The organism is Pelobacter propionicus DSM 2379, assembly GCF_000015045.1.
GTDB lineage: Bacteria > Desulfobacterota > Desulfuromonadia > Geobacterales > Pseudopelobacteraceae > Pseudopelobacter > Pseudopelobacter propionicus.
Window position 1 is genome coordinate 764045 of sequence record NC_008609.1, and the last position, 22208, is coordinate 786252.

16 protein-coding genes and 1 tRNA gene are annotated in these 22208 nt (G+C 62.6%); 9 read left to right on the top strand and 8 right to left on the bottom strand.

The features are described from left to right. Window positions 1-115: 115 nt before the first annotated feature. Window positions 116-4639 (top strand): glutamate synthase-related protein, encoded by a 4524-nt coding sequence (locus PPRO_RS03570; protein ID WP_011734672.1) that lies wholly within the window; start codon window positions 116-118, stop codon window positions 4637-4639. A gap of 23 nt (window positions 4640-4662) precedes the next feature. On the opposite strand, the gene PPRO_RS03575 is transcribed toward PPRO_RS03570, so the two are convergent. The 8 genes from PPRO_RS03575 to PPRO_RS03610 form a co-directional block, all read right to left on the bottom strand. Continuing rightward, window positions 4663-5124 carry an RNA pyrophosphohydrolase gene (locus PPRO_RS03575; protein WP_011734673.1) on the bottom strand — a complete coding sequence of 154 codons (462 nt, stop codon included), beginning with the start codon at window positions 5122-5124 and terminating at the stop codon, window positions 4663-4665. Window positions 5125-5126: 2 nt separating this feature from the next. Further along, window positions 5127-5465, bottom strand: a complete 339-nt coding sequence (locus tag PPRO_RS03580) for a cupin domain-containing protein (protein WP_011734674.1) — start codon at window positions 5463-5465, stop codon at window positions 5127-5129. 56 nt (window positions 5466-5521) lie between these two features. Beyond that, window positions 5522-6988 carry a helicase HerA-like domain-containing protein gene (locus PPRO_RS03585; RefSeq protein WP_011734675.1) on the bottom strand — a complete coding sequence of 489 codons (1467 nt, stop codon included), beginning with the start codon at window positions 6986-6988 and terminating at the stop codon, window positions 5522-5524. Window positions 6989-7277: 289 nt separating this feature from the next. Then, the gene (locus tag PPRO_RS03590; RefSeq protein WP_011734676.1) at window positions 7278-7979 is read right to left on the bottom strand and encodes a lipid-binding SYLF domain-containing protein; all 702 of its coding nucleotides are present in this window, start codon (window positions 7977-7979) and stop codon (window positions 7278-7280) included. A gap of 398 nt (window positions 7980-8377) precedes the next feature. Further along, a complete protein-coding gene (locus PPRO_RS03595) occupies window positions 8378-9550 on the bottom strand; it encodes a phosphoglycerate dehydrogenase (protein ID WP_011734677.1) in 1173 nt (390 codons plus the stop codon). 169 nt (window positions 9551-9719) lie between these two features. Then, entirely contained in the window at window positions 9720-10814 is a 1095-nt protein-coding gene (gene serC, locus PPRO_RS03600) for a 3-phosphoserine/phosphohydroxythreonine transaminase (RefSeq protein ID WP_011734678.1), read from the bottom strand. A gap of 182 nt (window positions 10815-10996) precedes the next feature. Further along, entirely contained in the window at window positions 10997-11881 is an 885-nt protein-coding gene (locus PPRO_RS03605) for a carbon-nitrogen hydrolase (RefSeq protein ID WP_011734679.1), read from the bottom strand. Next, window positions 11878-12903, bottom strand: coding sequence for an agmatine deiminase family protein (locus PPRO_RS03610; protein ID WP_011734680.1), 1026 nt, complete (start codon window positions 12901-12903; stop codon window positions 11878-11880). Before PPRO_RS03610 ends, PPRO_RS03605 begins: the two co-directional genes overlap by 4 nt. Before the next feature lie 281 nt (window positions 12904-13184). Here PPRO_RS03610 and ispE point away from each other — a divergent pair, with 281 nt between their 5' ends. The 8 genes from ispE to pth all read left to right on the top strand — a co-directional run bounded on the left by ispE (window position 13185) and on the right by pth (window position 22197). Then, window positions 13185-14027 carry a 4-(cytidine 5'-diphospho)-2-C-methyl-D-erythritol kinase gene (ispE, locus tag PPRO_RS03615; protein ID WP_011734681.1) on the top strand — a complete coding sequence of 281 codons (843 nt, stop codon included), beginning with the start codon at window positions 13185-13187 and terminating at the stop codon, window positions 14025-14027. A gap of 47 nt (window positions 14028-14074) precedes the next feature. Further along, window positions 14075-14149 (top strand) — tRNA-Gln (locus PPRO_RS03620). Between the two features lie 212 nt (window positions 14150-14361). Beyond that, window positions 14362-16437: a PAS domain S-box protein gene (locus tag PPRO_RS03625; protein ID WP_041532111.1), complete on the top strand. Its 2076-nt coding sequence runs from the start codon at window positions 14362-14364 to the stop codon at window positions 16435-16437. Between the two features lie 22 nt (window positions 16438-16459). Continuing rightward, window positions 16460-18331: a B12-binding domain-containing radical SAM protein gene (locus PPRO_RS03630; RefSeq protein WP_011734683.1), complete on the top strand. Its 1872-nt coding sequence runs from the start codon at window positions 16460-16462 to the stop codon at window positions 18329-18331. 110 nt (window positions 18332-18441) lie between these two features. Beyond that, complete coding sequence (locus PPRO_RS03635) at window positions 18442-19725, top strand: HDOD domain-containing protein (RefSeq protein ID WP_011734684.1); 1284 nt, start codon at window positions 18442-18444, stop codon at window positions 19723-19725. Between the two features lie 225 nt (window positions 19726-19950). Then, the gene (locus PPRO_RS03640; protein ID WP_011734685.1) at window positions 19951-20895 is read left to right on the top strand and encodes a ribose-phosphate diphosphokinase; all 945 of its coding nucleotides are present in this window, start codon (window positions 19951-19953) and stop codon (window positions 20893-20895) included. Between the two features lie 100 nt (window positions 20896-20995). After that, window positions 20996-21595: a 50S ribosomal protein L25 gene (locus tag PPRO_RS03645; RefSeq protein WP_011734686.1), complete on the top strand. Its 600-nt coding sequence runs from the start codon at window positions 20996-20998 to the stop codon at window positions 21593-21595. 20 nt (window positions 21596-21615) lie between these two features. Further along, a complete protein-coding gene (pth, locus tag PPRO_RS03650) occupies window positions 21616-22197 on the top strand; it encodes an aminoacyl-tRNA hydrolase (protein WP_011734687.1) in 582 nt (193 codons plus the stop codon). The last annotated feature ends 11 nt before the right edge of the window (window positions 22198-22208 follow it).

A 22208-nucleotide genomic window follows, 5' to 3' on the forward strand; every position in this document is an offset into this window, starting at 1 on the left:
GTTTCTGTGGCAGGCCGAAGGGCATGGGACGAATACCTGAGCAGGTCGTTGTCACTGACATTTCCCGCTTCGGGGATATACTGGGTACTGTGCCGATACGCACCCGGGGGGTGGTATGAAGAAATACGAGAACGATCCGTCCGGCCTCGTGCCGTTGGAGCGCGATGCCTGCGCAATCATCTGTTTCATAGCCAAGAACGGGCTCCCGTCCCACGGTAATCTCCAGCGAACCGTCCAGGCGCTGGTCAAGATGGGGCACCGCGCCGGCGAGATCAACGGCGAGGGGGACGGCTGCGGCATCCTGACCGCCATCCCGCGCCTGATCTGGGGGGAAATCCTGGCCACTGCGGGGCGTAACCCGCGGTTGGCGGACTCCCCCGGTTTCGTGGTCGGCCATCTGCTGATCGACCGCAACGACCTCTCCCGCTATCCCGACCTGCGGAAGAATATCCTGCAGCGTATCCTCCAGGCCGGGCTGGAGCTGCTGGTGGAGCGCCCGGCGCCGGTGCGCAGCGAGGTGCTGGCCGGCCGAGCCCGGGAGGGGGAGCCGCTGGTGTGGCAACTGGCCCTGCACGACCCGCTTCCCAAACACGATGCCCGCCGCCTGTTCGCCCTGCAGGTTGGGCTGGAAGAGGAGTTCCCGGTGCACGTGGCTTCCCTCTCCACCCAAGTGGCTGCCTACAAGGTGCACGGCGCGCCGGAGATCCTCAGCCGCTACTACCCGGAGCTGAAACGGCGCGATTTCGTTTCCGATCTGACCATCGGCCACAGCCGCTACTCCACCAACACCCTGCCCACGGTGCTGCGTGCCCAACCCTTTTCCCTCCTGGGACATAACGGCGAGATCAACACCATCGCCCGCCTGCGGGAAGAGGCGCGCATGCTGGGGATTACCCTCACCAGGGGGGGGAGCGATTCCCAGGATTTGAACCGCTCCCTGGAGGGGCTGATCTGTGACCACGGCCTGACACTGTTCGAGGCCATGGAGATGGTCTTTCCACCAGTGTTCAGCATCATGGACCGCATGGGGGACGGACAGCGCAGCATGTACGGCTGGTTCCGGCGTTTCCTGACCGCCAGCGCCCAGGGGCCGGCGGCCATTATCGCCCGTTACCGGGATCAGTGCGTGTTCAGCGTGGATGCCATGGGGCTGCGCCCCCTCTGGGTGGGAGAGACCGACCGGGAGCTGTTCGCCTCGTCCGAGTTGGGGGTGGTTCCCCACGAAGAGATTATGGCCGATCCCAAGCCGCTGGCGCCGGGGGAGAAGCTGGGGGTTGTGCTTCAGCATGGCCAGCCTCCCCGGCTGCTGCAGCACCACGAATTGCGCCAGGAGGTGCTGAATAGCTTCCGTCGCCGGATCAGGCTGGAGCCCCACTCCCGCTCCCTGCGCAGAGCTTCGGCGCTGGGCGGGGAGCATGCCGTGCAGCCCGCCTGGGGCAGGAGCGCTGGGCTTGTGCGGGATAACCTGCTGTCGGCCCTGGCCTGGAAGTCCAGCGACGTGCAGAACGTGGTGGAAATGGCCAAAAGCGGCCGCGACCCCATATCTTCCCTGGGATATGACGGCCCGCTGGCGGCCATCTCTCGCTCGCGCCAGAACCTGTCGGACTACTTCAAGGAGCAGGTGGCGGTGGTGACCAATCCGGCCATCGACCGCGAACGGGAGGAGGAACACTTCTCCACCCGGATCTACATCGGTCCCCGGCCGCTCCCGGGTGTCGCTGCCCGTCCCGCCCTGGAGCTGGCAACGCCGCTGCTGCTGGGCGGCGGGCGCGGTTCGGCATGCATTGACGAGGCAGTTGCCCGCCGGTTCGGGACAAGCAGCCTGGAGGCGTTACTTTCCTGGGCAGGCAGGGGGCGCAGCCGGATTCTCTCCTGCGCCATGGGGCGCGACGAATCACTGCCGGCCGCTTTGGAGCGGCTGACCCACGAGGCGATCGGCGCTGCCCGGCGCGGCGTCTGGCTGCTCGTGCTGGACGATTCCCTAATCTTTGGCCGGCGGCAGAGCTTCCTGGATCCCTTCCTGGTGGTGGCGGTGCTGCACAAGGCGCTCAAGGAGACTGCCGCTTCCGGCGGCAGGAACCTGCGGCGGGAACTGTCCATCGTGGTCCGCTCCGGAGCCCTGCGCAACCTGCACGACCTGATCTTCTGCCGGGGCATGGGCGCCGACGCCCTCTGCCCCTACCTGATGTGGGAACTGGCCGCCGAGCATGACAACGGTGTGCATAACCTGCTGAGGGTGCTGGCCACGGGGCTGGAGAAGGTGATCTCCACCATGGGTACCCACGAGATCGGCGGCTACGGCAAGTACTTCGCCTCCATCGGCCTCAACAGCTGCCTGGCCGGCTATTTCGAGACCCCCGATTTCTGCGGCTCCGATTCTGGCGGCCTGACCCTGGAGCTCCTGGAGACGGACAACCGGGAACGTGGCGCGGTTGCCCGCGGCAGACAGGCAATGCAGCTGCCGACGCAGTTCCGGCTCTATCCGCGCATCTGGAAGATGGTCGGCCAGGTGGCCAGGATGGAGGAGAACTATGCCGACCTGTCGCGCCTGATCCGCCAGCTGGAGGAGGAACATCCCACCTCCATCCGCCATCTGGTGGACCTGCGCTACACCGGGGAGCTGACCGTGGATCCCGAGGAGGTGGACACGCGGGTCGGTAAGCACGATCTGCCGATCCTCTTCTCCGCCATGAGTTTCGGCTCCCAGGGGGAGACCCCCTTCCGCATCTACGCCGAGGCCGCCCGCCGGCTGAATATCATCTGCATGAACGGCGAGGGGGGGGAGATCGCCGACATGCTGGGCAGGTATCGGGAAAACCGCGGCCAGCAGATCGCCTCCGGCCGCTTCGGGGTCACCATGGCCTACCTCAACTCGGTGGACTTCCTGGAGATCAAGGTGGGCCAGGGGGCCAAGCCGGGAGAGGGGGGGCATCTGCCCGGTTTCAAGGTCACCCCCAAGATCGCCGAGGCGCGTCACGCCACGCCGGGGGTGTCGCTGATCTCCCCCTCCAACAACCACGACATCTACTCCATCGAGGATCTGGCCCAGATTGTCGAGGAGCTGCGCACCGCCAACCCGGTGGCGCGCATCTCGGTCAAGGTGCCGGCGGTGGCCGGCATCGCCACCATTGCCCTGGGGATCGCCAAGGCCGGGGCGGACATCATCACCATCAGCGGCTATGACGGCGGCACCGGCGCGGCCAGGAAGCATGCCATCAAGTTTGTCGGCCTGCCGGCGGAGATCGGGGTACGGGAGGCCCATTGCGCCCTGGTGCAGGCCGGCATGCGCGACCGGGTTGAGCTGTGGGCCGACGGCGGCGCCCGCACCGGCCGGGACGTGCTCAAGCTGATGCTCCTGGGGGCCAACCGGGTCGGCTTTGGCACCATGGCCATGGTGATCATCGGCTGCACCACCTGCCGCGGCTGCCACCTGGGGACCTGCCACGTGGGCATCGCCACCCAGATCGAGAGCCAGGAGGAGGCAGAGCGGCAGGGAGTGAAACGTTTCGTACCACGGGTGCTGGAGAACGGGGTCATCTACGAGACCACCTTCTTCCGCGGCATGGCGCGGGAGATCAGGATCCTCACCGCCAGGCTCGGCTTCCGGCGTACCCAGGACCTGGTGGGGCGGGCCGACCTGCTGGTACAGAGCCGCGGCCTGGAGCGGCTGGACCTGTCCGACCTGCTCTCCCCCGTATCCGGGACGGCGACTCCACCACTGGAGCGCGAGGCGCGCATCATCCGAAAACCGCTCAACTACCTGACTTCGCTGGTTTCTCGTCTGGTGTCCGATGCCTTTGCCGCGGGCGAGGAACGGGTGCGCTACGATGACGACAGTGCCAGCAGTTCGGACCGGGCCATCGGCACCCACCTGGCCGGCGCCATGCTGCGCGGCCGACAGCAGGGGCGTTTTTCGGCCGACTGCCAGGCCCAGCTCTGCTTCCAGCGCGACTCCATCCCGGGCAACGGCCTGGCCGCCTTCACCATCCCGCGCATCTCCCTGCATGTGGAGGGGGGAGCCCAGGATGGGGTGGGCAAATCGACCTCCGGCGGCGAGATCGTGATCCTCAAGGGGGAGAACCGCAACGGCGTCAGGGTGGGCGGTTCGGTGGGCAAGGGGCTGGCCTACGGCGCCCAGGGGGGATCTTTCATCATCCAGGGGGATGCCGACAGCCGCGCCTGCATCCGGCTCTCCGGCGCTGATGTGGTGCTGGGGGGGCGAATCACCCAGCCGTTGGACGACTCCCTGGCCAATCTGGCCGGCCGGGCCAACCTGAAGGGGTTTGCCTGCGAGTACATGACCGCCGGCCGGGTGGTAGTGCTGGGTGACCCCGGCCCCTGGCTCTGTTCCGGCATGACCGGTGGCACGCTCTACTGTCACCTGGACGAAGCCATGGGCATGGACCGGGCCGCCCTGCGCCGGCGGCTGGCCCGGGGCGCCGGGGTGGAGGTTCGCGACCTGGAGGAGGGGGATGTCTCCCAGCTGGAGGAGCTGCTGGGCAGGTACCATCAGGAACTGCTCCACTCCCACCAGCAGGAAGAGGCTGACTGGCTGGCAGGGGTTATCGCCCGTTGCCGCAGCGGTTTCGTCAAGGTCGTGCCGGAGAAGACGGTTGTCATGCCGGCCAGCACCGAGTAGGGAAGGAGAAGGGTTGCGGCGCCTCAGTTGGGCGCCAGGTGTCTGCGGAACCCCTCGGCCAGGCAGCAATAGAGCGGTCTGCGGAAGTCGGCCACGCACTCCAGAAGCTGGCCAAAGGGAATCCATCTCCAGGCGCGGAATTCGCCACCGGCCAGGAGGTCGATGGTTTCGTCGGACCCGCTGAACCTGAACAGGAACCAGTACTGCACCTGTCCCCGTCCGTTGCGGAGGCTGCGGGCGCCAGGGGGCAGCTCGTAGGCCAGCGGCTGGGGATAGGCTTCCAGCAGTTCCAGCTCCCCGGCCGGTATCCCGGTCTCCTCCTCAGTCTCCCGCAGGGCCGCGGCCAGCGGCTCCTCTTCCGCGTCCAGCCCCCCCTGGGGCAGTTGCCAGGCACCGGGTATGTCGGCCCGTTCCAGGACCAGCACCAGCCCCCTGTCGTTGATGACCACCGCGCCTGCTCCGGCCCGGAAGTACTCTTCTGGCATGCTCACGGGGTTCTCCTCTCTGGCAGATATTCTTCCCGCACGGGCGAGAATACCTCGATTGCCACGCTATCCTCCATGATTTCTGCGCCGTGGGCTGCGTCGCCGGGGATGCACCAGCTGTCGCCCGGCTCCAGTTCCCGGCTTTCCCCGGCGATTGTCAGCCGGATCCGGCCGCTAACCAGGTAGCCGGTCTGCTCGTGGGGGTGGGAGTGCAGCGGCAGAATCGCCCCCCTTTGCAGCCTGAACTCCACCATCAGGGTGCTGGCGCCATGCACCAGGGTCTTCTGCCAAATTCCATCCAGCGGCTGCCAATACTCTTCTGTGGTTTGTCTCTGAAACATTCCTGTCTCCACTTCTCTCGGATGCGGTTGTAGCGCACCGTGCTCTCCAACGTCGCTCAGCGCCGCCTGCCGGAGCCGCCGAACAGGGAGCCCAGCACTCCCCGGATGATCTGGCGCCCCACCTGGCTGCCGATGGCGCGGGCGGCGCTGCTGGCGAATGCCCCCAGCAGCGATCCCACCTGGCTGGCGGCCTGGCTCTTTTTCTCGGGCAGTTGCGCCGCGCTCTCCGCTGCCTGGGTAGCGGCCCTGGCCTGGAGCAACTCGTAGGCCGATTCGCGGTCCAGCTCCTTTTCGTAGTGTTCGGCCAGGGGGGAGGCGGCCATGATTGCCGTCCGTTCCGGGGGCGAGAGCGGCGCGAAGCGGCTGCGCGGCGGGCAGATCAGTGCCCGCTCCACCAGGCAGGGAACCCCCTTTGCGTCCAGGAACGATACCAGCGCCTCGCCCACCTCCAGTTCAGTAATGGCCGTTTCAACGGAGAACTCAGGGTTGGCGCGGAAGGTCTCGGCGGCGGCCCGCACCGCTTTCTGGTCCTGGGGGGTGAAGGCGCGCAGGGCGTGCTGAATCCGGTTGCCCAGCTGGCCCAGCACCGCATCCGGCAGGTCGAGGGGGTTCTGGGTGACGAAGTAGACCCCCACCCCCTTGGAGCGCACCAGCCGCACCACCTGCTCGATCTTTTCCACCAGAGCCTGGGGAGCCCTGTCAAACAGCAGATGGGCCTCGTCGAAGAAGAAGACCAGTTTTGGTTTCTCCAGGTCGCCTGCCTCGGGGAGCTGCTCGAAGAGCTCGGAGAGCAGCCAGAGCAGGAAGGTGGCGTAGAGCTTGGGGGAGCGCATCAGCCTGTCCGCTGCCAGTATGTTGATCATCCCCCGGCCGCTGCCGTCGGTCTGGATAAAGTCGTGCAGGTTGAGGGCCGGTTCCCCGAAGAAGTGCTCGCCCCCCTGCTCCGCCAGGGCCAGCAGGCTGCGCTGGATGGCGCCGATACTGGCGGCCGATATGTTGCCGTAGGTGGTGGTGAACTGGGAGGCGTTGTCGCCCACATGGCGGATCATGGCCTGCAGGTCCTTGAAGTCCAGCAGCAAAAGCCCATTGTCGTCGGCCACCTTGAAGACCAGGCTGAGCACGCCGCTCTGCACGTCATTGAGGTTCAGCAACCGGGAGAGGAGCAGCGGTCCCATCTCCGAGACCGTGGTCCGCAGCGGATGCCCCTGCTGGCCGAAAACGTCCCAGAAAACCACCGGGAAGGGTTCGCAGGCGAAAACGGTCAATCCCATGGCGGTGACGCGCTCCCTGAGGCGGGGACTCTCTTCGCCGGCACATGCCAATCCCGACAGGTCCCCCTTGACGTCGGACATGAACACCGGCACGCCGATGCTGCTGAAGCGTTCCGCCAGCACCCGCAGGGTCACGGTCTTGCCGGTTCCGGTTGCTCCGGCGATTAGGCCGTGGCGGTTGGCCATCCTCGGCAGCAGGCAGGCCTCTCTGGTTCCCTTGGCAACCAGCAATGCAGCTGTTTCACTACCCATGACATACCCTCCTTGCTGTGAATGGGATGCAGTACGAGTGTATCAGGCCTTTGAGTCCTGTGTGTCCTGAATTCAGTGCAGGTCCGCCGTATTCGGCGTGCCAGAGCCCTTCTCAGGCTCCATGGCTCGCCTCCTCCATCAGCCGGTCGCGCAACTCCTTCAGGGACTGGCTGATGGAAACCTTGTAGCGGTGGGGGTTGATCAGGCGCAGGCAGCCGGGAGAGCCACGGGCCTCAACTGGCCGGCGCGGCGGAGGTTCGTGGCTCCCCCGCCGTGCCGGGTTGCTGGTTCACTGGCCGGAATTCTTGCCGTACTCGGTCAGCAGGGCCTTGATCTTCCAGATGGTGGGTGAGGGGGAGGTGGGGGCGCCGGTGAAGATGTCGTTGGCGCTGATGCCCGGCTTTCCGTAGAAGTAGCCGTTCTTCTCGTCGTCAATCTGCAGCGCCGCCCCTTCCAGGGATACTCCGGCGAAGACCCCCCGGCTGCGGGAGTAGGAGAGAATCTCGGCCTTGAACAGCACGTCGGTGGAGGCCGAGGCGCTCCTGCCCACCGGGCCGGCCGCGACGCTGGCGTCGGCGCCGATGGTGAACTTGCCCTTCTTGATCCCCTCGATGCTCCTGATACTCTTGAAGATCATGATCAGGTCGGTGGCCTGGGCACCGATCTGCCAGCCGAAGCTGCCTCCCATCAGGCTGACGAAGCTGGGGTTGCTCCAGGTGCCGTCGCTCTTGTGCACCATCAGGATGCCGGTGCCGTATTTCCCGCCGATGAACAGGCCGACCTTGATGGCGTCCGGGACGATGACGATCCCCGATGCGTTGCTCAGCAGGGCCGGGGGAATCCCGGTTTCCGGAATACTGGTGATCTCCTTGAGCACGTTGTAGCTGGAAGTGATCTTCTCGCTGTCCGTGCCGGCCGAGGCCAGGGGGGCGAACAGGCAGAGCAGAAGCGCCAGGACCGTTGCTGCCAATGGAATGGGTGTGCGGCTCATGTGGTACTCCTCCTGTTAGGATCGTTCCGCATCGGGCTGGTGGAGCGCAGAGCGGCTGTTCCAGCCGTAGAATACGGGATCATGTGGCGCGATTCTACCCGCAATCGGAGCTATGTTCAACCGTTTCTCATGTTTTTGTGATCTGACGCTTGTTGCCGTCAACGCTTCCCCTCCAGGATGGGCGAGGTTGGGCAAGCGGCAACAGTGGCGCGTATTCACGGCCGCTTGCCGTCTGAGCTGCGCTGGCCTCGGGATGCCGACGGTACACACGACGAGGTTGCTCCTGGTGGGGTATGAACCTGGAAACGGTATCCTGAAACTGCCGGACGTGGAATGGCACAAGCCCCGCCGGCATTGATGCCGGCGGGGCTTGTGGTCTTTACGGGGATGGGGTGCCGTTACTGGCAGTCGGGGATCAGCCGCACCGCAACGACCCCGTCCACCTGCCGGAGCTTTTCAATCAGCTCGTCGGGTACGCTGTCGGAGACATCGATGATGTTGTAGGCCACTTCGCCCCTGTTCTTGTTGAGCATCTCGTCGATGTTCAGCCCGTATTCGCCCAGGGTGGAGGTGATGCGGCTGATGACCTTGGGCACGTTGCTATTCAAAAGAGTGATGCGGGTCTTGCCGGTGGGAGCCATCTCGCAGTTGGGATAGTTGACCGAGTTTTTGATGTTGCCGCGCTCCAGGTATTCCCGGAGCTGCTCGGCCGCCATGATCGCGCAGTTGTCCTCGCTCTCGGGGGTGGAAGCGCCCAGGTGGGGGATGCAGAGAACCTTGTCAACCCCCAGCAGCTCGGCTTCGGGGAAGTCGATCACGTAGCCCCCCAGCTGTCCCTCGGCGATGGCCGTCTTGACGGCCGTGTTGTCCACCAGCCCGGAACGGCTGAAGTTGAGCAGGCGCGCCCCCTTCTTCATGCGGGAGATGCGCTCGGCGTTGAACAGCCCCTTGGTGTCGTCTTTGAGCGGAATGTGGATGGTGATGTAGTCCGACTCGGCCAGCAGCATATCCAGATTGGGTGCCTTGATCACCTCGTGGGAGAGTTTCCAGGCCGCTTCCACGCTGATAAAGGGGTCCAGCCCCAGCACCCGCATGCCCAGGTTGGCGGCGGAATTGGCCACCATTACCCCGATTGCACCCAGGCCGATCACGCCCAGGGTCTTGCCCTGGATCTCCGGTCCCACGAAGCGGGATTTCCCCTTCTCGATCTGCTCGGGGATGTTTTCGGTTCCCGCCAGGCTGTTGGCCCAGCTGATCCCCTCGTACAGGTTGCGGCTGGAGAGGAACAGGGACGCGATGACCAGTTCCTTGACGCCGTTGGCATTTGCGCCGGGGGTGTTGAACACGACGATGCCCCGCTGGGTGCAGGCAGGGATGGGGATGTTGTTGACTCCAGCCCCTGCCCGGGCGATGGCCAGCACGCTGGGGGGGAGTTCCATGGAGTGCATGTCCGCCGAGCGCACCAGGATGGCGTCCGGGTTGAGTATCTCGGTGGCGGCCTCGTACGTGTCGCGGGACAGCTGGTCCAGGCCGCAGCGCGCGATCTTGTTAAGTGTCTGTATCTTGTACATGGGTCTGTCCATACCTGCTTTGGTAGTTTTTTGTCCTGAAACGAGAGTCAGCCACAGAAGTGAAGAACAATCAGTGGAGGCTAGCCGGTATGCCCGGAGGTATGCCGGCCAGGATTGGCTCTCCGCTGAGAACTCTCGTGTGCTCTGTGGCCAGACGCTCTTTCCGGTTTTATGCGCAGCGCGCCTCGAACTCTTTCATGAATGCCACCAGGGCCTGCACCCCTTCCAGTGGCATGGCGTTGTAGATCGACGCGCGCATGCCCCCCACGGAGCGGTGTCCGGCAAGGTTGACCAGGCCGGCCGCCTCGCTCTCTTTGACGAACTTCTTGTTGAGCGCCTCAGCCTTGTCCGCGTCCTTCTCGGTGGTCAGGAAGGGAACGTTCATCAGCGAGCGCACGCTCTTCTCCACCGGGCTGAAGAAGAGTGAGGAACTGTCCAGGAAGTCGTACAGCAGTCTGGCCTTCTCCTGGTTCTGGCGGTAGATGACCTCCGCACCACCCATGTCCCTGATCCACTCCTGAACCAGCTTGAAGATATAGATGGCATAGCAGGGAGGGGTGTTGTACATGGAACCGCCGTCCACATGGGTCTTGTAGCTCAGCATGGCCGGAAGTCCGGCCGGGATGCGCTCCATCATGTCCTTGCGGATGATCACCAGGGTTACGCCGGCCGGGCCCAGGTTCTTCTGTGCCCCGGCGTACAGCACGGCGAAACGGGTCACGTCCAGCGGCGCGGAGAGCACGCCGGAAGAGATGTCGCCGATCAGCGGCACGGCGCCCACCTCGGGGATGCTGTGATACTGGGTGCCCTCGATGGTGTTGTTGTAGCAGATGTGGAAGTAGTCGGCTTCCGGGTCTGCGCCCGTGATTTCCGGCAGGTAGGACCACTTCTTGTCCTTGGAGGAGCCGACGATGTTGGCCGTACCCAGCCTCTTGGCCTCTTCCGCGGCCTTCTGTGCCCAGGTGCCGGTGAGGGTGAAGTCGGCCTTCTTGTTGATGGTCATGAAATTGAGCGGCAGCATGTGGAACTGCAGGCTGGCGCCTCCCTGCAGGAAGAGCACGTGGTAGTCGTCCGGGATAGCCATGTTCTGGCGAACCAGGGCCTCGGCGCCGGCGATGATGGCTTCGAACGGCTTGGAGCGATGGGACATCTCCATGACCGACTGGCCGCTCGTCTCGTAGCAGAGCATTTCGTCGGCTGCCTTGGCGAGCACGGATTCGGGGAGCATGGAGGGGCCTGCGGAAAAATTGTAAAAACGCTTCATTGTCATTTCCTCTACTGTGTGAGATGAAGGGCGCTCCGGTGGAAACCGGGGCGCCTTCCCGTGGGCACGACTGCCGCTGTGCGGCTGGTGATGCTGTCACGAAAATTTTGAACTGAAAAAAATATCATAAAGAAACTTTATCTGTCAACCACCGGGCTGTGTCGACGATGCCGCCCCCGCTGTCAGTCACGGTAGCGCTTCAGGATCTCCCCATAGGCGTCGATGCGCCGGTCGCGCAGGAAGGGCCAGATGCGGCGCACCGTTTCGCTGCGCCCCAGATCCAGTTCCACCAGCACGACCTCCTCCCTGTCCTGGCTTGCCTGGGTCAGGATCTCCCCCTGGGGGCCGGCGGCGAAGCTGGTCCCCCAGAAGAGGATACCGTTTTCCGGTTTCTCCGTGGATGCCTCCAAGCCAACCCGGTTGACCGCCAAGAGCGGCAGGCCGTTGGCCACCGTATGCCCGCGCTGGACCGTGACCCAGGCATCCCGCTGGCGCGCCTGCTCCTCGGCGCTGTCCGCCGGGTCCCAACCGATGGCGGTGGGGTAGATCAGCAGGTCGGCGCCGGCCAGTGCCATCAGGCGGGCGGCTTCCGGGTACCACTGATCCCAGCAGACCAGTACGCCCAGTTTGCCCAGCGAGGTCTGGATGGGAGCGAAGCCCAGGTCGCCCGGCGTGAAGTAGAATTTTTCATAGAAACCGGGATCGTCGGGGATGTGCATCTTGCGGTACATTCCCGCCATGGAGCCGTCCCTCTCGAATACGACGGCGCTGTTGTGGTACAGGCCGGGGGCGCGCCGCTCGAAGAGCGACGCCACGATCACCACCCCCAACCTGGCGGCCAGTGGGCCCAGTGTTTCGCAGGTGGGGCCGGGGATCGGCTCGGCCAGATCGAACAGGGAGGGATCCTCGGTCTGGCAGAAGTAGGGGCCGGTGTGCAGTTCCTGCAGCACGACAAGCTCCGCTCCGGAGGCGGCAGCTCGGGCGATCATGTCGCAGCTCTTCTCCAGGTTCGCGGCGCGGTCGGCGGAACAGCTCTGCTGGATCAGGCCCACCCTGAGCGATTTCATGCCAGCACCCCCTGGGGGAGTTGCATGGTGACGCAGTGCAGCGAACCGTGCTGCTTCAGCAGCGGCAGGCAGTCGATGGCGATGATCTCGCGCCCGGGAAAGGCCTGGCCGATGCGCTCCAGGGCCAGGATATCCTTCTCCCGGTCGCGGTAGGTGGGGACCAGGACCGCGCCGTTGATGGCCAGGAAGTTGGCGTAGGTCGCAGGCAGGCGCCGGGCCATGTCATCGAAGCAGGGTCTGGGCCAGGGGAGCGGAATCAGGCTGTAGGGGGAATCGTCCGGCGCCCTGAAGCTCTTCAACTCTTCTTCCATCAGCTTGAGTTCGGCGTAGTGCTCGTCGCGTTGGTCGTCGCAGGCGGTGTAGACGATCACGTCCCGGGGGCAGATGCGCGCCAGGGTGTCCACATGGCTGTCGGTGTCGTCCCCTACCAGGGAGCCGTGGTTGAGCCAGAGGACGCGGTGGGCGCCCAGGAGTGAGGCCATGGCCTGTTCGATCTCGCTTCTGTCCAGTTGCGGATTACGGTTGGGAGAGAGCAGGCAGGCGGAGGTTGTCAGGATTGTACCGATGCCGTCGCTCTCGATGGCGCCCCCCTCCATGATCAGGCCGATGGTCTGCAGGTTGGGGATGAAGGCTCCCCGCTCCCTGAGCCGCCTGCTGATCAGGTTGTCCTGGTCGGCCGCGAATTTCAGTCCCCAGCCGTTGAAGCCGAAGTCCAGCAGCACCGGATGGGTGTTGAAGATGACCGTGAGCGGCCCGAAGTCCCGCGCCCAGGTGTCGTTGCTGGGCAGCTCATGGATGGTAACGCGGCTCATGTCCACACCGGCGCCGGTCAGGGCTGCCCGGGCTTCGGCCTCATGGGGGGCTGTCAGCAAAACCCGCTCAAAGCGGGCAATCTGGCGGATTATCTCGATGAAAACCGGACGGACTTCTTCAAGAACGGGGGCCCAGTCGCTCCCTTCATGGGGCCAGGCCAGCAGGACTCCGTCCTGGGCCTCCCATTCGGCTGGAAAACGTGGTTTCACTCACTGCTCCTTTCGCTGTTGCCTCAGTAGTCAGCGCGCCGTTGCCCGCTTCGGGCACAGTTCCTGCGACCGCTGCGTCGAACGCTGGGCAGGGGGGCTGATCGCGGGGATGAGTATACATGTCCGCGCCATGGTTGCGCAACCACTCTCTGAGAGGTGGGGAGGCGCTTCCTTGCGCGGCGCTGTTCCTCCGCCCGATCCTCTTTTGGCTTGATTTGTCCTCCCCTTTGCCGGTAGATTGGGGGCGCAAACGACTTTTTCAAGAGGAGCGGACGGTTAACGTGAAAAGCCTGACACTCAAAGCCCCAGCCAAGGTCAACTATCTGCTGGATGTCATTCGACGCCGCCCCGATGGGTACCATGACCTGCGCATGGTCATGCAGCGGGTCAACCTGTGTGACGAGATAGCCATCGCTCTGACCGACAGCCCGGAACTGTCCGTGTGCTGCGGAAAAGACGGCGTGCCTGACGGTCCCGGCAATATCGCCTGGAAAGCGGCCCGCGCCATGCTGGATCTGGCCGCCGGCGGACAGGGGGCGACCATCTCCATCGTCAAGAACATCCCGGTGGCCGCCGGCCTGGGTGGCGGCAGCAGTGATGCAGCCACGGTGCTGATGGGAATGAACCAACTTCTGGAGCTGGGGCTCACGGATCAGGAACTGATGCGCATCGGCGTCAAGCTGGGCGCTGATGTGCCGTTCTTTATTTTCAAAAAAACAGCCCTGGCCGAAGGGATCGGCGAGCAGTTGCGGGCCATGCCGCCCATGCCCGCGCTCTGGGTGCTGCTGGTGAATCCGGGTGTGCATGTCTCGACAGCCTGGGTGTACAAAAATTTGCGGTTGACAAGCCGTGGCGAGCTGGCTAAACTCCCCCAGTTTTTCAGCACGGTCGAGGACGTTTGCTCCATGCTTTCCAACGATCTGGAGTCGGTGACCATTCCTGCTTTCCCGGTGATCGCCGACATCAAGCGCGCCATGCTGGCCAAGGGTGCCCTGGGTGCCATGATGTCCGGCAGCGGCCCCACGGTCTTCGGGCTCTTCCGCGACCGGGAGGGTGCGGAAGCGGCCCGTGCGGAACTGGTCGAGGGGAGTGGATGGTTCGCGGCGGTGGCTGAGACTCTCTGAACCTTCTGAATTACTCCGTTTATTCTAAGGCGGATGACATAGCTTGTTGGGGCGTCGCCAAGCGGTAAGGCACCGGATTTTGATTCCGGCATTCCCAGGTTCGATCCCTGGCGCCCCAGCCAATAAAAAACAGGCATTCGAGCCTAATCGCTTGAATGCCTGTTTTTTTACTGTATAGTAATCAGATTTGATATGCACCATTCCCGTTGTTTGTAGGTAAATGGCTGTTTCCCCCATTATTTGTCATGTAGTTTCCGTCCCCCCCTTCATACAGAGACTTGAATAATGGAATGTGATTGTCACGAGGGCGTTAATGTCACGGTTTCCTTCTGTCATGAGCAAGCGCATCCTGATCCTGGTCATTCTGGTGACGGTTGTCTTTGTGGGGAAAGTCCTCTTCGACATCACCTCTGACTACGGGCAGGTCATCCTTTCCGCGGAACGCCTGTCTCGCGGATTCGCCACCGCGCTCAACGAGCATGCCGTATACACGTTCAGCAACGCGGAAAACACCCTGGACGACCTCATCCAACATCTTCAGGAGCGCTCGTCCCGCGCCATGCCCGATGAACGCCAGTTGCATCGCCTCCTCGTCAACTACCGGCTGAAGAGCCCCAACAGCCCCTTCCTCTTCGCGACCACCGCTGGCGGCCGCCTCCACGCTTCTTCATCCGATTTTCCGGTCCGCGGCCTCAACCTCGTCAACCGCGAGTATTTCCAGCACCACCTGAACAGCCGGGATACTGCCCCGTATATCAGTCGATCTCCCAACAGCCTGATAGACGGCGACTGGCTCATTTTCCTGACCAAGCGGATCTCCAATCCGGACGGCTCGCTGCGCATGATTGTGGGTATATCCATCGACCCGCTCCATTTGAATGATTTCTACCGCTCCATCGAACTGGGCACCCATGACCGGATTTTCCTGTTCCGCAAGGACGGTGCCGTCCTGACCCTGGAACCGTTCTATAAGGCGTTCATGGATAAGATCATTCCACCAACGGATACGATCAGGAGAGAGCTTGCCAAGCGTCCCCATGCCGGCACCATCCATATGGAACAGGGGCTTGTGGATGAAACCAGCAGGATCGTGTCCTATCGCTTCTCGAACCGTTATCCGGTGGTCTCCGTCGTTTCGCTGCGGGAGGATGATGTGCTGGCGCGCTGGAGAGCGCGTTCCGCCAAGAGTGCCGCCGGGGCGCTGCTGCTGGTCGTGCTGGTGGGGACGCTGGGACTGCTGGTCTATCGTCAGGTCAAGGCGCTGAAGCAGAGTGAAGACAAGTACAGCCTGATCTCCACCACCGCCAACGAGGGGATCTGGATGCTGGATGCAGACGACCGCATCATCTATGTCAATCCCCGCGTGGGGGAGATGTTCGGCTATCCCGGCGAGGAGATGGTTGGGCATCCGATAAGCTCGTTCATGTGTCCGGACCAGCTTGCCGACCATGAAGTTCGGATGAGGTTCCGCAAAGAGGGGGGCTCCGAACGCTATGAGCGCCGCTTCCAGCACAGAGATGGCAGGGATGTCTGGACAATCATCTCAGCCGCGGCACTCATCGACGACGAGGATGGTTATCAGGGGGTCGTGGCCATGTGCCTCGACATCACTGACCGCAAAATGAGCGAGGAACGCCAGACCCGGCTGGAAGAACAGTTGCGCCAGGCCCATAAGATGGAGGCGGTGGGCATTCTGGCAGGTGGCATGGCCCACGATTTCAATAACCTGCTCCAGTCCATCATGGGATACATCTTCCTGGCCAGGATGAGCGTGGAAGCCGACAGCGAGGCACGGGAATATCTGGACGAGGCGGAGAAGATCTCCGGCCAGGCCAGCGAGCTGGGACAGCGGCTCCTGCTCCTTTCCCGCGGAGGAGTCGCCCTGTTGCGCGCCGCCCCCCTGGCGCCACTGATCCTGCCGCTGGTTTCCTCCGAGCTGGAGGGGACTGCCATCACCGGCGAGTTCGATCTGCCGGATGACATGCCGCACGTCACCATGGATGAGGCGCTGATGAAGCAGGTCATATCGCACCTGACGGTCAATGCCGTCGAAACCATGCCCGAGGGGGGCACGCTGCGCATCACCGGCGCAACGTTGACCATCACGGCAAAAAACGGGCTACCGCTTCCCGCCGGCCGCTACGTTCATATCGCCTTCAGCGATACGGGGGGCGGGATTCCCGCCGACAATCTGCCCAGGATTTTCGATCCCTACTTCACCACCAAGGAGATGTGGAACCGCAAGGGCATGGGGCTCGGTCTGGCCCTCTGCCATACGATCATACGCAAGCACAAAGGAATGATCAGCGCCACGTCGCCTGTGGGGGAAGGGGCCACGTTCAATATCTACCTTCCGGTCGCAGGCGAGGATGCCCCGACTCCATTCTCCGCACCCCCTCAGTTCTTCTGAGCTCGTAAAGGTCTCCTGTTCCATGCGCGTTATCCTCGTTGCCATCCATCCCTATCCATCTCCTCAGGCTGTCCCTCTGGCCAATGGTTTTCTTGCCGCCTATCAGCGGGAATATGCATCCTCCCGTAATCCGGTGGACGTGCTGCTGCGTGATTTTTTTCTCCATCAAGATGTTGCCGGGTGCGTTGCCGAACTGCTCTCCCTGAAGCCTGATGTGGTCGGTTTCTCCCTGTATGTCTGGAATCGCGCCCAATGCCTGACTCTTGCGGAAGAGCTGCGTCGCCTGTTGCCGGGAACGCTGCTCTTCGCCGGGGGGCCCGAGGCCAGCGCCGATCCCCGCGCCCTGCTGGATGGAGGGGGGCTGGACTTCCTGGTGGCGGGGGAAGGGGAAGTAACCTTTGTGGATGTCTGTCTGGCCCTTGCCGAAGGCAAGGGGGTGGGTGGAATCCCGGGGGTTGTCGTTGCCGGTGGGGAGGGCAAACTCCCGTCACCCCGCGGTGTGCTGTCTGATCTGGATGCCATTCCCTCTCCCTGGTTGAGCGGCGTGCTGGATGCGTCCCGCTATTGTGGCGTGCTCTGGCAACTGTCGCGGGGGTGCGCTTTCTCCTGCGACTTCTGCTACGACGCCCGCGGCGAGAGCGGCGTGCGGCGTTTCTCCCTGGAGCGGGTGGAGGCGGAGCTTCGGTATTTCGCTGCGGCGGAAGTTTCCCAGGTGTTCGTGCTGGATTCCACCTTCAATCAGGACGTCGGCCGCGCCAAGGCGATCCTGCGGCTGATCAGGAAGATCGCTCCCCGTACCCATTTTCACTTCGAGGTGCGCTGCGAATTCCTCGATGGCGAGATGGCCCGGCTCTTCGCCGGGATCACCTGCTCGCTGCAGATCGGCTTGCAGAGCGCTGATCCCCGAGTGCTGAGGCAGGTCGGGCGAAGTTTCAGGCGGGATGCGTTCGCGGCCAAAGTGGCGCTTTTGAACCGCTCCGGGGCGGTGTTCGGTTTCGACCTGATGTACGGCCTGCCCGGCGACAGCCTGGAGGGGTTTCGGGAGAGCGTCGACTACGCCCTCTCCCTCTATCCGAACCACCTGGACATATTCCCCCTGGCTATCCTGCCGGGAACCGCCCTGGCCGCCCGTGCGGATGCTGATGGGCTGTGTCACCTGGCCGAGCCCCCCTACACGCTGCTCTCGTCCCCCACGCTCAGTGCGGCAGACCTTGGACAGGCGCGCCGCCTGGCACTCGCCTGCGACGTCTTTTATACCCGTGGCAAGGCAGTGGCGTGGTTCAACAGCGTCATGGCCGCCCTGGGGGTGAGGCCGTCCCTGTTCCTGGGGCGCTTCGGCGAGTGGCTGGCACGGGAAAAGGGGCCGGGCATAACCGAGGAGGCTCTGGATGACGGTGATATCTGGAAGCTGCAGCGCGACTGGCTGACTGCCGCGTTTGATACGAAAAAGCTAAAGCGCCTGCTGGCGCTGGTGCTCGATCTGGTCGACTACCATCACCACTATGCCGCGGCACTGCTGGCGCCGTTGGAACCTTCCCCCTTTCGCGGCCTGGGGCGGACGCGGCTGCTGACCCTTCCGGCCCGGTTGGCCCCCTCCACCCGCTTGGCACGGTTCAACTACGAGATCCTGGATATCCTGGAGGCTGGCGAACCTGATATCGGAGCCTTTGTCGCCCATGCCCCTTGCAGCGGATCATGGGCCGCCATCTATCCCCGTGGCGACGATGTCTGTACCGAGTCGCTGATTGAGCCCTACTTCCGGCTGCTTGAAAAACTGGACGGCAGAACTCCCTGCGGCCGTATTGCGGCGAATCTGGGGGTGCCTGAGGAAGACGCCCTGTCGTTCCTGGAATTTGCCGTTGCGGAGAGGATCGTTATTCCGCAACGGGGGTGAGTTGGCAGGGAGTTTTGCATTACATTGCTCGAAAAAATGTCTATACTCCATGGCGGTAGTTGTAAGCGCAAGAGGGCAAGCAAGGACGTTACGGACGGAACGGATAAACGATGCGAACAATCCACGGAAACCTGAGCCTCATGTCGGTCATGGATATCATCCAGTGGGCCGACAACAGCAAGCGCAGCGGCACCCTGATTCTGTTTCAGGACGATCACCAGAAAAAAATCTACTTTCAGGATGGCCAGATAATCTTTGTCTGGTCGGACTGCCAGGGTGAGCGTATCGCGGATTTTTTGCAGTTCGAAACGCTCATCAGCCAACAGAAGCTGCACGAAGTGCTGTCCGACTCGGAGATGCTCGGTCTTCCCTTTATTGGTTACCTCTACTCGGAGGGGATCGTCTCCTTGTCGCGACTGGAGGAAATTCTCAGGCTGGTGGCCCAAGCGGCGCTGATCAACGCACTGAGCTGGGAAACCGGACTGTTCGAATTCATCGACGAGTTGCCCGGTTTCGTGCTCAACGGCCCGGTCAGGCTCAGTTCGACCCAGCTCCTGCTTGAGTCGCTTCAAAAGTTCGACGAAACCCATCAGAATAGCCGTGTGGACAGCGATCGTATCGTGGTGGAAATCGTCCGCAACATCGAGCACGGCAACCTGGATCTTCCTCCCATTCCCGATATCATGCAGCGCATCGTGTCGAAGATGGACAGCCCCAACGTCTCCATTGACGAGATCGTTGAATGCATTACCGACCAGATACTTGCCGCCAAGATCCTCAAGATCTGCAACTCTCCCTTCTATCGGAGAAGCGGAAAGGTGACGACCCTGAAGGATGCTGTGCTGTTCATCGGGTTCAAATCGCTGATCAGCATCGTCACGGTCCACTCATTAAGCAGTTTCAGCCCCAGAAACACCGTTGAAATCAGGAAAGTCCTGCAGCACTGTCTGGTGTGCGGCATGATCGCCCGCCAGATAGCCCAGGACATGCGCGGAGATTACGAGCGGGCCTTTATCTGCGGCCTGCTGCACGATATCGGCAAAACCGTTATGCTGGACATGCTCTCCGATTACCTGCTGGAGGACGATGTGCGCCAGAAGCTGATAGATGGTCACCACGCGGAGATCGGCTATCTTTTGGCCCGCAAATGGAATTTCGACGAGGCGATTCAGGAGAGTATCCGCTTCCACCACGAGCCGGAGCGGGCCGTCATGCATCGGGGGCTGGTGGAGATGGTCTACCTCTCCAACATCATGACCTACAGCAGTCAGGCCGGCGACACGCCCGGCGTCAGTTTTGCCGGCATCGACCTGAAGCAAATTAATGTGGCTGAGCTCATGGAGCGGGTGGATGGACTCGACGAGGTGGCTGGGGATATTATCAATAGCGACTGATTCCCCCCCTCTGTGATTGAGTCTGAACGGACTGGCGACCGAAGGGGCGGGGAATATCAAGGCCGGTGAATAGTATGCCGCTTGTTGGCCTTCCGGTCCGCAGTGCCCCTGCCTGGCTGTTTGTTCTGTGAAAGATGTTGCTTTTTTTTGCCTGTTTTAGTATAGCTCTCATTTGCTTTTTTATGATTTATCAGATTATTAGCCGGGTGAAAGGTAGGCAGAATCATGCAGGATAAGATCAGGGTTTTCAGCGGTAACTCAAATCAGAAACTGGCAATCAGCATCTGCGCAAGCCTCGGCGTCAAACTTGGCGCAGCACGGGTGCGCAACTTCTCCGACGGCGAGATCATGGTCGAAATTGGAGAAAATGTTCGCGGCCGCGATGTTTACATCATCCAGTCCACTTGCGCGCCAACCAACAGCAATCTGATGGAGTTGCTGATCATGGCCGATGCCCTCAAGCGGGCTTCGGCTGCCACCATCACCGCGGTGATCCCCTATTACGGCTATGCCCGCCAGGATCGCAAGGCCGCGCCGCGCACCCCCATTACCGCCAAGCTGGTGGCTGACCTGATCACCACATCCGGTGTCGACCGGGTCGTGACCATCGACCTGCATGCCGGCCAGATCCAGGGTTTCTTCAATATTCCGGTGGACAACCTCTACGCCGCCCCGGTCATACTCAGCTACCTGAAGAGCCGCTTCGAGGGGCAGCCGGTTGTCATGGTCTCGCCCGATGCCGGCGGCACCGAGCGCGCCCGGGCATTCGCCAAGCGTCTGGGATGTACCCTGGCGGTCATCGACAAGCGCCGCACCGGACCCAACGTGGCCGAGATCATGCACCTGATCGGCGATGTGCGCGACAAGGTCGCCATCATCCTGGATGACATGGTTGACACTGCCGGCACCCTGACCCAGGGCGCCAAAGCGCTCAAGGAGAACGGCGCCAAGGCCATCTATGCCTGCGCGACCCACGGGGTGCTCTCCGGCCCCGCCATCGAGCGGATAAATAATTCGGATATCGAGGAAATTGTTCTTACCGACACCATTCCGCTGGGCGAAAGGCAGGAGCAGACCGACAAGGTCAAGATTCTCTCCGTGGCCGATCTGCTGGCTGAGGCCATCAAGCGCATTCACCAGGATGAATCGGTCAGTTCGCTCTTCGTATAACCCCCCAGTCCGCACCGGGCGGATTGGCTTGCCACGATTTGACGGAGTTGACAATACAACGAGTAGGTGGGGATGCCCACCACTAACAGTGGAGGAAGGTATGCAACAGAAACAGATGAACATTGAGCTGAGATCGAAGACCGGAAAGGGCATCAGCCGCAAGCTGAGGAGTGCCGATATGGTTCCGGGTGTTGTGTACGGCAAGGGGATGGACCCCATGGCGGTGAGCATCAACTACCGTGAACTTCAGGCGGCCATGGCCGGCGAGGGTGGACAGAACAACCTGATTACCCTGGTCGGGGGGGGCAGCCTGGATCAGTCCATGGCGATCGTCGCCGACCTACAGCGTGACGCCGTCAAGGGTACCTACAAACACGTCGACCTGCACCGTGTCAACATGAGCGAGAAGCTGCGCGTCACCGTGCCGGTGGTTCTGAAAGGCACCGCCATCGGCGTCAAGGAAGGCGGTCTTCTGGATTTTGCCCACCACGAACTGCATGTGGAATGCCTGCCGGGCAACATCCCCGACCACATCGAGATCGACGTGACCAGCCTGGCTGTCGCGCACTCCATCCACGTCGGCGAGATCGCGCTTCCCGAGGGGGTCAAGGTTCTCGACAACCCCAAAACTCCGGTGGTCAGCGTTCTCGGCAGGGTCAAGGAAGAGGCTGAGGCCGCTGCCGAGGCCGCCGAAGCCTAGTCCGGCCAGCGTCACATTCAATGAGCATGCATATCATAGCGGGGCTGGGTAATCCCGGCTCCCACTATCAATGGACCCGCCACAACGCGGGTTTCCTTTTTTTGGATCGCCTGGCCCATCTGGAGAATGTCAGCATAACCCGCAAGAGCTTTTCAGGCCTGGCGGGTGAGTGGAGCCGCGCCAACTGCCGCCATATCCTCCTGAAACCCCAGACCTTCATGAACCTCTCCGGCCGGTCGGTCATGCAGGCGCTTCAGTTCTACAAGCTCCCCCTCTCCCAGGCGATCGTGGTTCACGACGATCTTGATCTCCCCTTCGGCACCGTCCGCCTCAAGCAGGGTGGGGGGCACGGCGGCCACAACGGCCTGCGCTCCATCATGGAGCAGTTGGGCAAGGGGGACTTCATCCGTCTGCGCGTTGGCATTGGCAGGCCACTCCATGGCGACACGGTAAACTACGTGCTGGGCAGCATGCCGCCGGAGCAGATGGAACTCCTTCCCCGTATTCTGGATGGCGGCCTGGAAATGCTGGAAATGCTGCTGGATCAGGGGCTGCCGAAGGCCATGAGTCTGTTCAATAATAGAAATTTCCTGGAAAAGTGATTTCCCAGATG